Genomic DNA, 16515 nt, shown 5'->3' on the forward strand with positions numbered 1-16515 from the left:
AATTAACCATAGATAGTAATCAAAAAGAAATATTTATTATTTATAACCTTAAAATTTTCTATATAACAATGTTTTAAAGAGTTTTTAATCAAGTTTTAATATAAACACATTTCAAAGGGAAATACAATGAGTGAAAAAATTACATATGATAAGGAGAACCTAAAAACCGTTAAGGAAGGATTAACCGAAATCAAATTTCCGGAATTTGACAAAGTATCCTCTGATGCTCCAGTTTTCTATAATCCAAAAATGGAATTAAACAGAGACATTTCCATTCTTGCCATTCAAACATTCCAGAAAGAATTATCACAGAGGATAAACGTCGCAGATGTATTTGGAGGAAGTGGAATTAGGGGAATTCGATATAAAAAAGAAATAGACAATATTGGAAATGTTGCTGTAAATGATATTAATCCTCTTGCAAATGAATTTACTAAAATCAATGCACTACATAACAATATTGATATTAAAGAGGACAATTTCGAAATATTCTCACATGAGGCGAATAACTTTTTAAGGATGACCAGAGGGGAATTTGATGTTGTTGACATTGACCCATTTGGAACCCCTAGTTTTTTCGTTGATTCCGTAGCTGCATCAATAAAAAGAAACAGTCTATTATGTCTTACTGCAACAGACACCTCCGCATTATGTGGAACATACAAAGCACCATGTATACGTAAATATAATGCAAAACCATACAAAAGCGAATATTGCCATGAAAACGGTATTAGAATACTTGCAGGTTTTACAGCTTTAACCTTTGCCAAATACAAGAAATACATTGACATCAAGCTATCCCATAGTACTGAACATTATATGAGAATATACATGGAAATTAAAAAAGGCTCCAAAGCAACAGACGAATCCCTGGAAAATATAGGTTACATTTCACATTGTAAAAACTGTTTAAACAGGGAATTTTCCTATGGATTAGGATCAAGTACCATAGACAGATGCCCTGTTTGTGGAGAGAAAATGGTTCATGCAGGGCCAATGTGGCTTGGAAAAATTGAGGATAAGGATTTTATAAGGGAAATGTTAGGATTACTTGATGTAAAAGAGTTGAATACCAAGGACGAAATAAGATCCTTACTTGAAAAATGTTTAAATGAGGCAGAATGTAATCCTAGCTCTTATGACATACATGAAGTATCAAGATGTCTTAAAATTAGTGCTCCTAAGATTGACAAGATAATGGATGACTTAAATAAAAAGAATTATTATGCAAAAAGAACCCATTTCTCACCAACCAGCATTAAAACAGATGCACCTATTGAGGAGATAAGAAATTCTGTTAAGAAATTAAGTATTGGAAAATAGGTCCTTTTAAAAATCCCTTTCAAAAAATAAGCATTTTAAAACAAAACATTTGAATCAAACAATCCTACAGATGACATTACATATACGTTAGAAACAATGTATTAAAAAATAAATCCATAAACAAAAGTCAAATAAAGAACCAATAACCTAAAAAAAACATGGAAAATAAACCTTTAAATAAATTAAAATAGCCGAAATAATTAAAAACGCTTAAAATCATAGAAATAAATCAATAATCTTAAAACACACAAATATTAAAACAAAAAACATACTTACAAAAATGAACCAATTCTAATGAATAAGGATAAATCATAAGATAAAGAGTTTTCAAAATTTGGATAAAAAACAATATTTGTTTAATGAAATAATAATTTTAGGGATAATTATATGGTATTTAAATTACTAAATAAAATTGAATCAATGATTTAAATATCTTAATTAGAAGGTTTTTAAAAAAAATATAGAAACATAAGATTCAAATCAAATAAGCTGAAACTTATTTAATTTATTAAAAAATAGATTAAAACAATAAAATAAAAGAAAATAAATCCATTTTAAAAGGATTTATCTTAAAAAAATAAAATTATTTTAAATAATGTTTAACTTAAAATAAATAATTTAATAAAATTATAAAGAAATTACAAAAAGTTTAGAAAAAGAAAGAAAAATTTATAAACTTAATGAATCTAAATAAAATTAATGAACTATATTTAAAAATTTATTTTTTTTAAATAGAAGGTTGGAAATGAATAAAAAAGAAACAGAAATAGTCAAATTAGATGAAACAGATAAAAAAATTTTAAAAATCATTAACGAAGATGTAAGAGTATCTTACAGACAAATCTCAAGGGATTTAAATATTTCAGTAGGTACTGTACATAATCGTATTGAAAAGATGGTTAAAAGTGGAGTAATTGAAAAATTCTCACCGGTAATTAACCACAGAAAGTTAGGTTTTGTACTTACCAGCATAATTGGTGTTAAGGTTAAAGGTGGAAAACTTGAGAACTTTGAGGAAAAGATTTCATTTAACAAAAACGTTGTAGGTATCTATGATGTTACAGGTGAATATGATACTTTCCTTATTGCAAAATTCAGAGACACCGATGAACTAGATGCATTTATTAAAAATATGTTAAAAGAACCGGGAGTAGAAAGAACCTATACACAGACAGTGTTAAATGTTGTTAAAGAAGATATGGGTTCTGCAAACATTCTCTAGATTAACATAAATTTTTTATATTAATTTATTAATTAAAACTGAAACATTTTATGAGATTAAGTAGAAAATATACCTTAATCTTACTTATTGATTTTAAAAAACTACTTTTTTTAAACAATTTATAAATTTTTACTTATTTTAATAAGGATAAACTTATATATAATTTAAAATAAAAAAAATATAGACTTATTTAAAAATAGAAAAAGAAGGTAAATTATGGCAGACTGTTTTCCAGATACACAAGATCATGAACCAAATGTTCCTATATCTTTATCAAGAGTAGGAGTTAAAGGAGTTAAAAAATTATTAACATTACATAGAGAAGGTAAAAGACCAATCGTATTAATACCAACTTTCGATGCATATGTAGATTTACCTAGTGATCAAAAAGGTATCCACATGTCTAGAACTCCAGAGGCAATTAGTGAAGTTATGGAAGAAGCTACCAACAGTGTAGCTGTTGAGGTTGAGTCTATTTGTGCTGAAATCGTAAGTAAAATGATGACCAAACACGAATATGCTAAAAGGGTGGAAGTCAATATGACAAGTGATTATATGTTTAATAGAAAATCACCTGTCACTCATAAAAACTCCCAGGAAATGGGTAAACTAATTGCTAAAGCAGTTGGAATAAGAGAAGGAGAGGAAGTAAAAATACGTAAAAGTATTGGTGCAGAAGTAGTTGGAATGACTGTATGTCCTTGTGCACAGGAATCTGTTAAAGAAGCAGATAAAAGAAAATTGCTTGAATTCTTAGATGAGGAAACTACCGAGAAAGTATTAAACACCGTAACATTTGCATCACACAATCAAAGAGGTGTTGGAACAATACTTATAGAAGTTCCTGAAAATCAGAAAGTCAATGCAGACAAGATCATTGAAATTATAGAGCAATCAATGAGTTCACCTGTTTGCGGACTATTGAAACGTCCAGATGAAAATGCTACTGTAATGAATGCTCATAAGAAACCAGTATTTGTAGAAGACTGTGTAAGGAATATGGTTGAAAAGATCATTGACGAATTTGCATACTTACCAGATGATACTGTTATAACCATAAGTCAGTTAAATAAGGAAAGTATTCACAGACATGACGCATTTGCAGAAAAAACATCTACAATGGCAGAATTAAAAGAAGAAATGAAAGTTTAGATTCTGAATTTGAATCTAATCCATTTAATTTATATTATTAATTCCAATTAATTTTTTATTTAAAAAAGATTTTAAGGGATAAAATGTCACATTTACATAAAATTGCAGGAAGAGTAATGGGAGAATTTAATTCATTTAAAGGCTCTAGACCAGCATTAGATAATGGTGAACTATTAGTTGTTAGATCTGTTTGTCAAGGAAACATTGATATTCATAATGAGGTTGATGAAAAGCTTGATAATTTAGTAAAGGAATTAAACGGTAGGGAAGTCAACGTAGTCTCTGATGAGGCAGGAAAAATCATTAACAAAATGGACGAACAGGTAAGAACAACTGTAAAAATAAATGAAACTGCAGATTCTAATGGTGTTATAAGGATGGCCCATGATTTGGAGCAAATGGGATTAACTGTAAAATACAGACTTTTTAGAATGGAACATGCCGATGTATTCGTTGTATTGTGGAAGGACAAAAACAATAATGGCCCATGTTTTATTGAAACAACCATATCAGATGAATATGTTTAAATAATATCCTTTAAATTTAATTTTAAATCTTTCTTATCTTTTATTTTCATTTAACTAATTTTTTCACTACTTTTTTATTAATTCCAAAAACTATTACATAAAAATTAACTAAATTTTTCACTACTGTTTTTTATTAATTAATTAAAAATTAAATATTAATTTAAAAATTAACTAATCTTAATGGAACTTAAATTAAACATCCTAATATAATTAAATCAAACCTTTTAAAAAGTACCAAGTTAAACGATTAAAATAATAAAATATATTTTTAATTATTGACTAATTTTATAATAATAAATAATATTAATGATTTTTATGGAAATTATAGATAATTTAAGTAATGGAAAAATTACAATAGCTGATTTATCAAAAGAAGACCTACTAGATTTAATTACATGTGAAGGTCAAGACGTGAATGATTTAATGAAATTAGCTAATTCAAAAAAAGAAGAGACAGAAGTTACCTACTCCAAAAATGTTTTTATACCAGTTACAGAAATCTGTAAAAATGACTGTGGATACTGTAATTTTAAGAAAACGCCAAATGATCCCGATGCAATCATACTTAAAAAACCAGAGGAAATATTGAAAACCTTAAAAGAAAGTGAAAGATATGATTGTAAAGAGGCATTATTTACATTCGGTGAAGATGCCGATGAGGAAGAAGCAGTGAAAATAGCATTGGATAAACTTGGTTATTCAAATATTATTGACTATACTTATGATTTTTCAAAGTCAACACTTGAAAATACACAGTTACTGCCACATACAAACTGTGGAAACATGACCTATAGGCAGATGAAAAAACTTAAAGAGGTCAATGTTTCTATGGGACTAATGTTAGAAAATTCCTCCAAAAGATTAATGAAAACAATAGCCCATAAAAAAAGTCCTGGAAAACTACCTAAACGTAGAATAGAAACTATTACAAATGCAGGTAAATTAAAGATACCATATACAACAGGGATTTTAATTGGTATTGGAGAGACCAAAGAGGAGGTAGTTGATTCATTACTTACAATTAAAAAAATTCAAGAAAAATATGGACATATCCAGGAGATTATTATTCAAAACTTTACAAGGGCTCCGGGGATGGAAATGGAAGACTATACGGAACCTACATTATTGGACATGATTAGAACCGTATGTCTTGGAAAACTATTATTTGATGATGTATCTATCCAGGTTCCTCCAAACCTTAATTATGAAACTGCACAGGTATTTTTATTAAGTGGAGCTGATGACTGGGGTGGAGTATCACCTCTTACTGAGGACTATGTAAATCCGACATCACCATGGCCAACATTAGAACATTTAAATAGATTAACTGTAGATTGCGGAAACACACTTAAGGAAAGGTTAGCAGTTTATAAAAAATATATAAACGAGGATTACCTTGATGGCTTAACATTAAATCATGCAATAGAACTACAAAATAGGATAGACAATTCTTAAAGGTTATTTAGGTAGACTTATTACTCGATTTGAGCATCTACAACAATATGCATAACACCGGGAGAATATTTTTTAACCTTTGTAAAATTCAATACATTAACTTCCCGGTCTCCTGCTGCCTCTTTGATCCTGTCAACAGGTCTTGTATACATTAGTTTTTCTGGAACAGTTTCATGATAATGAATAATTCCACCGGGATTTAAGGAGCCTATAGCCGCCGGTAAGAATTCGTGTGTTATTTTAACATATCCCATCAATATCCTATCCGCTTTATATTTAGGAGCTTCAAAACGACAGTCACCTAAAATAGGCACCATCTTTTCATATCCCGCTTTTTGATTAATCTTGTTCAATTCAATATTTGTCTTTAAAAACTCATAGGAATTAGGATTTAACTCTATCGAATATACTTTTCGAGGATTAGCATGAACACCTATGGGGATTGAAAAGTATCCGATACCTGCAAACATATCCATTACAACCTCATCATCTTTAACTAATTTTGCAATTCTCATCCTCTCGTTAGTATTTCCTTTAGCCCACATAACCTTAGATAGATCCAATTTAAAATAACAGCCATTTTCCTTATGAATTGTCTCAGTACTATCCCCCAACAATATTTCTGTTTTTGGCTCTCTTAAACTTCCTTCTATATGATCAATTTTAACAATTGATTTAACGTGGAATTTATCCCTTAAACTTTCTAAGTGACTCTTAGATAAATCATCATAGTCATTATCTAAGATTAAAATTTTACCAATAATCTTCCATTTCATAATAATTACCAATTTAAAAAGAAATATTTATATATCTAAATATATGAATTTTTAACTGAAAATAAAAATTGTAATTTAACAGATATGTCTTTAATTAAAGTTCAATCTTAATATTATTTATTTAAGAAAAATATTAAAAAACTACCTAATAAAGTCAATAAAATATATTAGATAATTATATTAAGTTTTAATTAAAACTAATATTAAAGTTTAATATTAAAAAGGTATAATAAAAATTAATTGCAGGATTATTATATTAAATATTAAAATCCAATATCAGGAAATTATAATGAAGAATTCAATTGCATATAAATATTAAAATAAATTATTAGATAAGATTTAATAGGTTTATTCAATTAATTATAAATAGCATAATAAAAAATACAAATCAATAATATTAATTAAAGAACTTATTAAAAAATAAAAACGAAACTATTATATATGTTAAAAACATAGTGTAATTAGTTAAGTTATACTTAAATAATCTGATTTTATTTTAATTAATATATTTTTCATTTAGATAGAAATTTAATATTTTTACTAAATTAATATATAAATGATTTATTTTAAAGATTAGTTTTATATTAATTTAATAAATTTTTAAAAAGTGCTTTAATGAGAGATATTTGAATATTAAGAATTAATTTTAATTAGATGTTATATTTATTAAATACAATTCATTACATGTGATTAAACGAGGTGTTTACATGGAAGATGATAAAGTTGTAAAAGGTACCACTACTGTTGGTATTACTTGTAAAGATGGTATTGTTTTTGCTTCTGAAAGAAGAGCTACCATGGGAAGCTTAGTAGCACACAAAGTAGCAGAAAAAATATTCAAAATTGATGATAACATAGCAGCAACCATTGCTGGAAGTGTTGGTGATGCACAAAACCTAATGAAAGTTATGAGTGCTGAAGTCTCCTTATACAATTTAAGAAATGGAGAGGATATGAGCATTGATGCAGCTGCTAACTTAACTGGAAATATTTTACGTTCCCAACCTAGAGGAGTACAAATCTTACTTGGTGGAGTAGATGAGGATGGAGCTTCAATTTACTCACTTGATGCTGCAGGTGGAGTAATTAAAGATAAATGTATTTCCACTGGATCAGGTTCTATCTTTGCATATGGTGTATTAGAAGATAGATACACCGAAGATTTAACTGTTGAGGAAGGAATTGAACTTGCATTAAGAGCAATTTCTGCTGCAACCGAACGTGATGTTTACTCTGGAAATGGATTCTTAGTTGCTACAGTTAAAGATGACGAAGGATTCAAAATGTTAGATAAAGAAATAATAGAATCAAAATTAGCTAAAATCAATAACTAATTTTTATTTTTTTATTTTAACTTGTTTTTAAAAATAATTTAGAATATATTTTTTATATTCATCTCTTAATTTTTTAACTAAATTATAAAGACTTAACTTATTAAATGTCTTTAAATTTTTTAAAATTTACAATTTTAAAGAAAAATTAAATTTTACATATAGATTCTATGGCCACTTGCTATAAGATTAACTATAGTAAAATGATTATTAAATTATAAAACAAACTGAATTTTAAGGTTAATGATAAGTAATTAACTAGAATAAAAGAAGAAAAACTAATTTTTACATGGTAAGTTAATAAAAATCTATTTTTTTAAAGAAGTGATTATATGACTTCAAAAATACTAGAAGAAACAAAGAAAACAATAATGGACAGGTTACCTGAGAGAGTTCAAGTAGCTAAAGTTGAGTTTGAAGGTCCAGAACTTGTTATTTACACAAAAAATCCGGAAATAATAACTGAAAATGGAGATTTAATCCGTAATTTAGCGAAAGACATTAGAAAAAGGATTATCATTCGATCTGATAAAAGCGTTTTACTAGATCCTGAGGAAACCATCAACAAAGTTCATGAAATTGTACCTGAAGATGCACAAATTTCAGACATTTCATTTGATGATGTGACCTGTGAGGTCATCATTGAAGCAATGAAACCAGGTTTAGTCATTGGAAAATATGGTGTGACCTCAAGAGAGATTGTAAAACAGACAGGATGGGCACCAAAAATATTAAGAACCCCTCCAATATCCTCAGAAATCATTGGAAGAATCAGAAACACTATGAAAAATAGCAGCAAAGAAAGGAAGAAATTCTTGGTAAATCTTGGTGAAAGAATCCATCAACCTCCAAAATATGAAAATGATTGGGCAAGGCTAACCTCAATGGGCGGATTTAAAGAGGTAGGAAGATCCTGTATGTTACTTCAAACTCCAAATAGTAGAGTTTTATTAGATTGTGGAGTAAATGTAGCTGCTAACGAGGATAAAAATGCATACCCATATTTAAATGTACCTGAATTTTCAATTCAAGATTTGGATGCAGTAGTCATATCACATGCCCACTTGGACCATGTTGGATTCCTACCATACCTATACCATTACGGATATGAAGGTCCTGTTTATTGTACCACCCCTACAAGGGATTTAATGACTTTACTTCAAATGGACCACATTGATATTGCCCACAGGGAAGACCATCCATTGCCATTTAATGTAAAACATGTTCAAAAATGTATCAAACATACCATTACATTAGATTATGGAGAGGTAACAGATATTTCCCCAGATATAAGATTAACCTTACATAATGCAGGACATATCTTAGGTTCTGCAATGTGCCATATGCATATTGGAGATGGTCAACACAACCTTGTATATACTGGAGATTTCAAATATGAAAGAAGTAGATTGTTAGAACCTGCAACTACCAGATTCCCAAGGGCTGAAACCATAGTCATGGAAAGTACATATGGTGGCCGTGACGATATTCACCCATCAAGAAACGAGGCAGAAAAACAGATGATGAAATATATCTACCTTACCTTAAAACGTGGAGGAAAGGTTTTAGTTCCGGTATTTGCTGTTGGAAGGGCACAGGAGTTAATGATTGTACTTGAAGAATACATGCGCCACGGATTAATAGATGAGGTACCGATATATATTGATGGTATGATTTGGGAAGCAACTGCAATACACACTGCAAGACCAGAATATTTAAGTAAAGACTTAAGAGACCAAATCTTCCATATGGGAAGAAATCCATTTGTTTCTGATTCATTTATTAAAGTAAACAACCCAGATCAAAGAAAAGACATTGTTGAAGGAGATCCATGTATCATTCTTTCAACCTCAGGTATGTTAACTGGAGGAAACTCAGTCGAATACTTTAAATGCCTATGTGAGGATGAGAAGAATACTTTAATCTTTGTAGGTTACCAAGCTGAAGGCTCACTAGGTAAAAGAATCCAAAAAGGATACAAAGAAATACCTCTTGAAGTTAATAATAAAACCAAGGTATTTAACGTAAAAATGGAAATCGAAACAATTAGCGGATTCAGTGGTCACTCCAACAGACGTCAATTAATGGAATATGTTAAAAGGTTAAGTCCAAGACCTGAAAAGATTATAGTCTGCCATGGAGATCCATATAAAACAGTGGACCTAGCAAGTAGTATTCATAGAAGTTACAAAATGGAAACTAAAACCCCATTAAACCTTGAATGTACTAGAATTCAATAAAGTTTTTCTCTTTAAAAAAATAGATAAACACGGTAAGTATTTTAAATTATTTAAAATACTTATACCTTATTTTTAGACAGAATTAAAAAAAATATTTAACAATATTAAAAACTTATTTTACAAATAAATTTTACAAGATAACAATCAAATACAAAAATATATTTAAATTAACCATTATTTTTAAAAAATCTAAAAAAATATATGAAATCTAACTAATATCTAATTTTTGAAATTTTTTTAATAAAAATATTATTTTAATTAATAAATCTATAATAAAAATTTAAAAAAACTTTAAAATAAAATATAAAACTTAAAATATAATAAAAATTAAATATGTAGTTGTAGAAATTATTTAAAAAAAATTTTATAATCTATATATTTTATAGTTTAAAGATAATTAAGGTATCCAAAAACCTTGAAAAAAATAAAATCACTATAAAAGATTCAACCTATTCTATTATTTTATATTTTCAAAAGAAGAATAAAAGTAATAAATTTTAATATTAAGAATTACATATAATATTATATAAGATTATAAAAATTTTTTAAAATAATAGGTGAATATATGGTTACATATTCAGAATCTGGTGTAGATATAGATCTTGAAGCAGTTACTGTTTCTAAATTAGCTTCAAAATTAAAGGATACATTAGAAAATAGAGAAGTTTTAACTGAAAGTGGTCATTTTGCTGCTTTAATTCCTCTTGAAGATAAAGCTATAGCAATGAGTACTGATGGAGTAGGTAGTAAAATTTTAATTGCAAAAATGATGAATAAATTTGATACTGTAGGAATAGACTGCATTGCAATGGTTGTTAATGATATACTCTGCGTAGGTGCAGAACCAATAGCTTTAGTTGATTATCTTGCAGTTGAAGAACCTGATCCTGAAAGGGCAGAAGAAATTGCTGAAGGTTTAGTTAAAGGTGCAAATGAATCCAACATTGCAATTATCGGTGGTGAAACCGCATCCTTACCTGGAATTATAAAAGACTTTGATTTAGCAGGAACTGGTATTGGATATGTAGATAAAGATAGAATAATTACCGGTAGTGAGATTGAAGAAGGAGACATATTAATAGGTCTTCGAAGTACCGGTATACATAGTAATGGTTACAGTTTAGCTAGAAAAGCTCTTTTTGAAAATGCAGGCTTGAAAATTGATGATCCTCTACCTTATGATTCCAATACAACCGTTGGAGAAGAATTATTAAAACCAACTAAATTATATGTTAAACCAATTGTTGACTTATTAAAATCCGATTTCAATATTAAAGGATTAGCACACATTACAGGAGGAGGATTTACTAATTTAAATAGACTTAAAGATGGTGTTGGATATAATATTGATAATTTACCAGAACCACAGGACATATTTAAATTGATATACCAACAAGACGTTCCTATTGAAGAGATGTATAGAGTATTTAATATGGGAATAGGTTTTGTTGTAATCGCTTCTGCTGATGATGCAGATGCTATCTTAGAAAGGTTAAACGAAAGGGTTGAAGCCTATAAAATAGGTAATGTTATTTCTGAAGAGAAAATTATCATAAAAACCTTTGAAGATACTGAAATTGAATATTAATATTTTCTTAATTTTACAATTTTTAAATAAAATTTAATTTAAAATTTAAAACCAATATACAAATTTTTAATTATGAAGGTGTTTTAATGCAAATTACAGAAGAAAATGAGAAAGCTCTTGTAAAAGAGATTTTATTAAAGTTAGGAGTTAATGATGCTGATGCTAATTTAGTTACTGAAGTAGTACTTGATGCAGATTTAAAAGGATTCACATCACACGGAATTGGAAGATTCCCTCAATATATTAAAACAATTGATGCTAATAATATAAAACTTACTGGAGATATTGAAATTGAAAGAGAAACTGAATCCATGGCAATTGTAAATGGACACAGTTTATTTGGGCAAGTTGTAGCATACAAATCTATGGAACTTGCAATCGATAAAGCTAAAAATACAGGTATTGGAATAGTAGGTACACACAATTCAAACCACTTCGGTGTAACAGGTTTCTACTCCGATTTAGCTAGAAAAAGAAATTGTATTGGATTAACCTTTGCAAACACTGAACCTGCAATTGCACCGTTAAATGGTAAAAAACCATTAATTGGAACCAACCCTATTGCAATTAGTATTCCAAACCAAGAAACATATATTGCAACTGATATGGCAACATCCGCTACAGCAAGAGGTAAAATTCTAGAATCCAAGAGAAAAGGTTTAAAATTACCTGAAGGCGTAGCATTGGATAAAGATGGTAATCCAACCACTGACCCTGAGGAAGCATTAGAAGGTTCTATTTTGGCATTTGGTACCCACAAAGGTTACGCACTTGCATTTATGCTTGAGATATTATGTGGACCATTAGTAGGTGCTGAAGTTGGAACTGGTGTTACCGGTACAGCTGATTGGAGAAAAGATTGTACCAAAGGAGATTTATTCGTTGCAATAGATCCTGAAAAATTCGTTGGTTACGATGTATTTGAACAGGGAACTAACAAATTTATTAAAGAAGTTAGAGACGCAGATAATGGATTTGTTCCTGGAGATATCGAAAGTAAAAGAGTAGAAGACCATAAAGAAAATGGAATGCCTATTGACGATGCATTATACCAACAATTAAAAGATATCTGTGATGGATTAGATATTGATATAAGTAAATACATTACAGAATAGAATTTTAATTTCCTAATTTTTAAACTTAAATTAAAATAATTATTATTTTAATTTTAACTATTTTTATATACTTTTAATATCCAAATAAATACTGTTTTTAGAATATATTAAATTACCTTTTAATTAAATAAATAAAATACTCATTTTAAAACAAAATAATTTACGGTTTAATTAGATAGTAAAATACTCGTTTTTAAAATATATTAATTTATTTTACAGATATCTGGATAAACCATAAAATTTTTGTTAAATAAAGGCAATATGATATTTGTTTTATATTTTAAATATCTTAAAATCTAAAAACTAGATTTTTACAAAATTTTAAATATTAAAGACTCTTAGTTTTTAATAATAAAATGTATATCAAAGATAGAATAAACATATAAAATATTTGGATATAACAGATTATTAAAGACATGATTTAAAATTTTAAATAAAATTTAAAAATAGATTGAATTATTCTATTTAAACTAAAAATAAAGAAATAAAAAAATAATACAATTCCAGATTTTGATTAGAAACATAATTCAAAAATTTAAAACTGATCCTGGAAAATTAAAAAAATCAGTTAGATAAAAATAGAATACAAAATCAAATCCCATAATAAAGAATATAATTCAAAAATTTAAAACTGATTCTGAAAAATTAAAAAAATCAGTTAGATAAAAATAGAATACAAAATCAAATCCCATAATAAAGAATATAATTCAAAAATTTAAAACTGATCCTGGAAAATTAAAAAAATCAGTTAGATAAAAATAGAATACAAAATCAAATCCAATGATAAAAAATGAACTTCAATATAATAAGATTAATTAAGGTTTAAAATTAAAAAAAAGATTTTTATTTAAATATTTAATATTAAATAAAATTTAAGAAAAAAATATCAAAATTAGTAAAATTAAAAAAACTATATTAAATCAAAAATAAAAATTAAAGAGGTGAAAAATGAAGTTATTCTGATTTAATCATAGTGAGAATCATTTTAAATGGAGAATTAACTGCTTGTAAAGCATGAGGAACATTTCCAGGCATTATAATCATTTGGCCCTTAGAAACCGTATGAGCTTGTCCCGCCAAGGTAATTTCTGCTTCCCCATCAATAACTTGAACAAATGCATCAAAAGGAGCACTATGTTCAGACAATCCTTGCCCTTTATCAAAGGCAAAGATAGTTACGGTACCAATATCTTTTTTAATAATTTCCCTACTTACAACAGAACCTTCCTGATATTCTGCCAAGGATTCTGTATCAATTACTTTTCCCTTTATATCATCAGCCATATTCTCACCTTCAAAAATGATTAATTAAAAAATTTAAAAATATTAGGATTTATTCTCCTAATATTCTTTTTATATCTTCTTTAGGATCACCTATAGGAGTTAAGTTGAAGTTATCTACTAATACCTTAACAATATCCTCATTTGCCCAAGCAGGTAAAATAGGTCCGATTAACATATCTTTTTTACCTAAGTAGAATAAAGCCCATAATACTGCTGCAGCTTTTTGTTCCATCCAACTTAATACAATAGTTAATGGTAAATCATTTAATTCACATTCGAATAAATCACATAATGCTAATGCAACATCAACTGCTGCAACTGCATCATTACATTGACCCATATCTAATAATCTTGGAATACCTTCAATATCCCCTAAATCTAAATCATTGAATTTATATTTACCACAAGCTAATGTCAATACAATAGTATCATCAGGTAAGTTCTTTACAAATTCTCTGTAGTAACTGTTTTTAGGATTTGGAGAGTCACAACCACCTACTAAGAAGAATCTTCTAATTTTTCCAGATTCGACTAACTCCTTAATTTTTGGAGCTAAACTTAAGATAGTGCTTACACCGAAACCAGTGGTAACTGTAGTAAGTTCCTCTGCTTCAAGACCACCTAATTCTTGTGCTTGTTTAATTAATGGTTCAAAGTTGTAATCAAGAATTTGAGGTACACCAGGTAATTTTGCAACACCACTGGTGTATATTCTGTCTTTGTAATCGTCTTTTGGTAATAAAACACAGTTTGAAGTAGCTAAGATAACTGCATTATATTTAGAGAATACCTCTTTTTGATCAAACCAAGGTCCTCCAATTTGACCTTTTAATGAGGAGTATTTTCTAAGTTCAGGATAACCATGTGCAGGTAACATTTCAGAGTGGGTGTAAACATTTACATCAGTTCCTTCACATTGTTTTAATAATTCTTCTAAAGCTTTTAAATCGTGTCCAGTTACAATAATAGCTGGTCCTTCTTGAGCCCCTACTTTAACTTCTACAGGTGTAGGTTCACCATAAGCTTCAATATGTGCATTTTTAAGTAATCTCATTACTTTTACACTAGCTTCACCTGCATCAAGTCCTAATTGAATTAAATCCTCAGTATCGAAATTAACATTAGTCAAGGTTGTGTATAACCCTTTGGTTAAAAATTCATCTACTTCTGGATCTTTAGCCCCTAAATGATTTGCTTGATAATTATATGCACTAATACCTTTCATTGTAAATAACAAATTATCTTGTAATCTTGCAACTGTAGGTTCTTTTCCACAGATACCCTTCATAAAACATCCATTTCCAGCTACAGTCTGAGAACATTGGTAACAGAACATATCCAATCTTTCTTTTGGTAAATCTTTCATCATATAAATAACCTCCTATAGTTAATTATAAATTGAGTTTATATATTTATAAAGATTATGTAACTTAACAAGGGTTGAAAGTATTAAATTAAATATTATGAAAAATAAATTGATAAAATAAGATTTTTGATAATGATTTAAGTAAAATTAAATTTTAGAGCATTCATTTCATTTACAATAAAAATAATATTTATATCCTATTTAATTTTAAACATTATTTCCATAGAATAACAATAATATTAAGAATACTTTAAATTTGAATCTTAAATAGCTAAAAACTAAAGGTGACATAATGGCAAATATTACAGATGAAAAGATTATAGAATCTTTAAGATTATTTGGATTAACACGATATGAGGCATTGGCATATTATAATCTAAACTCCATGGTTGAAGCAAAAGCCATTGAGATAAGTGAAAAATCAGAGATTCCTAGAACTAAAATTTATAGTGTATTGAGAAGATTAGATGAGAAGGGATTCATTGAAACCGAGAAAGGACATCCCCATATTTATAGGCCCATATCACCTTCTTTAATATTTAAAGAAGAGAAAAACAAGTTAATTAACCAGTTAAATGCTGCAGAGATGGAATTGACCTATAATCATGAGAACCAAATAGCTAAAACACAGGCACCAATGTGGCTAATTAGGGGAGAGGAAAAAATCATTAATAAAGAGATTGAGATAATTAAAAAGGCTCAAAAAACAATCAACATGAGAATAGGTTTTCTATATAAAAATGAACTAGAACCATTAAAAAATGCTTTAAATAACGAGGTAAGAAACAATATAGAAGTAAATATCCTAGTTTCAAATGATCTTTATGAAAACAATAAGAAATTAGATATCGAAAAGATATTCAATAATGAAAAGATACGCATTTATAAGGCAGATATTCCTAGTGTAAAGATGATGATACGTGATGGGAAGGAAATGTTACATATTTACAGTAAATTCAAAGAAAAATACATTCCAGTGAAAAACACGTCAATTGGCATGTGGAACCAGTATGAGGATATTTGTGAAAACTATGATAAGCGATTCTACAAATCCATGGAAAAATCTAAAAATAGGAAATCAAAAATGAAAAATAATAAAAATAGTAAGAAGTTAAATAATCTAAATTAATCTCAAA

General features: G+C 28.1%; 13 protein-coding genes. 10 read left to right on the forward strand and 3 right to left on the reverse strand.

Annotated features, from left to right (window positions below; genetic code table 11):
- The first annotated feature begins 126 nt into the window (after positions 1–126).
- The 5 genes from ABM4_RS07675 (at position 127) to cofG (ending at position 5679) form a co-directional block, all read left to right on the forward strand.
- On the forward strand, positions 127–1323 hold the full coding sequence (locus ABM4_RS07675; protein ID WP_016359109.1) for a tRNA (guanine(10)-N(2))-dimethyltransferase: 1197 nt from the start codon (positions 127–129) through the stop codon (positions 1321–1323).
- A 745-nt stretch (positions 1324–2068) separates the two neighbouring features.
- The gene (locus tag ABM4_RS07680) at positions 2069–2545 is read left to right on the forward strand and encodes an Lrp/AsnC family transcriptional regulator (RefSeq protein ID WP_016359110.1); all 477 of its coding nucleotides are present in this window, start codon (positions 2069–2071) and stop codon (positions 2543–2545) included.
- A 216-nt stretch (positions 2546–2761) separates the two neighbouring features.
- Positions 2762–3697: a GTP cyclohydrolase MptA gene (gene mptA, locus ABM4_RS07685; protein ID WP_016359111.1), complete on the forward strand. Its 936-nt coding sequence runs from the start codon at positions 2762–2764 to the stop codon at positions 3695–3697.
- Positions 3698–3780: 83 nt separating this feature from the next.
- Positions 3781–4224, forward strand: coding sequence for a DUF2120 domain-containing protein (locus ABM4_RS07690; RefSeq protein WP_016359112.1), 444 nt, complete (start codon positions 3781–3783; stop codon positions 4222–4224).
- A 315-nt stretch (positions 4225–4539) separates the two neighbouring features.
- Positions 4540–5679, forward strand: a complete 1140-nt coding sequence (gene cofG, locus ABM4_RS07695; RefSeq protein ID WP_016359113.1) for a 7,8-didemethyl-8-hydroxy-5-deazariboflavin synthase subunit CofG — start codon at positions 4540–4542, stop codon at positions 5677–5679.
- 20 nt (positions 5680–5699) lie between these two features.
- Here the strand turns inward: cofG and ABM4_RS07700 are convergent, their stop codons facing one another.
- On the reverse strand, positions 5700–6455 hold the full coding sequence (locus tag ABM4_RS07700) for a class I SAM-dependent methyltransferase family protein (protein WP_016359114.1): 756 nt from the start codon (positions 6453–6455) through the stop codon (positions 5700–5702).
- A gap of 707 nt (positions 6456–7162) precedes the next feature.
- On the opposite strand from ABM4_RS07700, the gene psmB reads away from it, so the two are divergent.
- From psmB to comC, 4 genes are all read left to right on the forward strand, one after another.
- Complete coding sequence (psmB, locus tag ABM4_RS07705; RefSeq protein ID WP_016359115.1) at positions 7163–7789, forward strand: archaeal proteasome endopeptidase complex subunit beta; 627 nt, start codon at positions 7163–7165, stop codon at positions 7787–7789.
- Between the two features lie 329 nt (positions 7790–8118).
- On the forward strand, positions 8119–10026 hold the full coding sequence (locus tag ABM4_RS07710) for a beta-CASP ribonuclease aCPSF1 (protein WP_016359116.1): 1908 nt from the start codon (positions 8119–8121) through the stop codon (positions 10024–10026).
- A 565-nt stretch (positions 10027–10591) separates the two neighbouring features.
- Positions 10592–11614 carry a phosphoribosylformylglycinamidine cyclo-ligase gene (gene purM / locus ABM4_RS07715; protein ID WP_016359117.1) on the forward strand — a complete coding sequence of 341 codons (1023 nt, stop codon included), beginning with the start codon at positions 10592–10594 and terminating at the stop codon, positions 11612–11614.
- An 86-nt stretch (positions 11615–11700) separates the two neighbouring features.
- Positions 11701–12729 (forward strand): L-sulfolactate dehydrogenase, encoded by a 1029-nt coding sequence (comC, locus tag ABM4_RS07720; RefSeq protein WP_016359118.1) that lies wholly within the window; start codon positions 11701–11703, stop codon positions 12727–12729.
- Positions 12730–13683: 954 nt separating this feature from the next.
- Here comC and ABM4_RS07725 read toward each other — a convergent pair.
- Entirely contained in the window at positions 13684–14013 is a 330-nt protein-coding gene (locus tag ABM4_RS07725) for a cupin domain-containing protein (RefSeq protein WP_016359119.1), read from the reverse strand.
- Between the two features lie 49 nt (positions 14014–14062).
- On the reverse strand, positions 14063–15382 hold the full coding sequence (hcp, locus tag ABM4_RS07730; RefSeq protein WP_016359120.1) for a hydroxylamine reductase: 1320 nt from the start codon (positions 15380–15382) through the stop codon (positions 14063–14065).
- A gap of 289 nt (positions 15383–15671) precedes the next feature.
- Here hcp and ABM4_RS07735 point away from each other — a divergent pair, with 289 nt between their 5' ends.
- Positions 15672–16508 carry a TrmB family transcriptional regulator gene (locus ABM4_RS07735; protein ID WP_016359121.1) on the forward strand — a complete coding sequence of 279 codons (837 nt, stop codon included), beginning with the start codon at positions 15672–15674 and terminating at the stop codon, positions 16506–16508.
- The last annotated feature ends 7 nt before the right edge of the window (positions 16509–16515 follow it).

Origin of the sequence: Methanobrevibacter sp. AbM4 (genome assembly GCF_000404165.1) — an archaeon.
GTDB classification, from domain to species: domain Archaea; phylum Methanobacteriota; class Methanobacteria; order Methanobacteriales; family Methanobacteriaceae; genus Methanarmilla; species Methanarmilla boviskoreani.

Excerpts from the sequence above, each read along its gene's own strand:
- ABM4_RS07675 (WP_016359109.1), top strand. The coding sequence starts at position 127 with ATGAGTGAAAAAATTACATATGATAAGGAGAACCTAAAAACCGTTAAG.
- ABM4_RS07680 (WP_016359110.1), top strand. The coding sequence starts at position 2,069 with ATGAATAAAAAAGAAACAGAAATAGTCAAATTAGATGAAACAGATAAA.
- mptA (WP_016359111.1), top strand. The coding sequence starts at position 2,762 with ATGGCAGACTGTTTTCCAGATACACAAGATCATGAACCAAATGTTCCT.
- ABM4_RS07690 (WP_016359112.1), top strand. The coding sequence starts at position 3,781 with ATGTCACATTTACATAAAATTGCAGGAAGAGTAATGGGAGAATTTAAT.
- cofG (WP_016359113.1), top strand. The coding sequence starts at position 4,540 with ATGGAAATTATAGATAATTTAAGTAATGGAAAAATTACAATAGCTGAT.
- ABM4_RS07700 (WP_016359114.1), bottom strand. The coding sequence starts at position 6,455 with ATGAAATGGAAGATTATTGGTAAAATTTTAATCTTAGATAATGACTAT.
- psmB (WP_016359115.1), top strand. The coding sequence starts at position 7,163 with ATGGAAGATGATAAAGTTGTAAAAGGTACCACTACTGTTGGTATTACT.
- ABM4_RS07710 (WP_016359116.1), top strand. The coding sequence starts at position 8,119 with ATGACTTCAAAAATACTAGAAGAAACAAAGAAAACAATAATGGACAGG.
- purM (WP_016359117.1), top strand. The coding sequence starts at position 10,592 with ATGGTTACATATTCAGAATCTGGTGTAGATATAGATCTTGAAGCAGTT.
- comC (WP_016359118.1), top strand. The coding sequence starts at position 11,701 with ATGCAAATTACAGAAGAAAATGAGAAAGCTCTTGTAAAAGAGATTTTA.
- ABM4_RS07725 (WP_016359119.1), bottom strand. The coding sequence starts at position 14,013 with ATGGCTGATGATATAAAGGGAAAAGTAATTGATACAGAATCCTTGGCA.
- hcp (WP_016359120.1), bottom strand. The coding sequence starts at position 15,382 with ATGATGAAAGATTTACCAAAAGAAAGATTGGATATGTTCTGTTACCAA.
- ABM4_RS07735 (WP_016359121.1), top strand. The coding sequence starts at position 15,672 with ATGGCAAATATTACAGATGAAAAGATTATAGAATCTTTAAGATTATTT.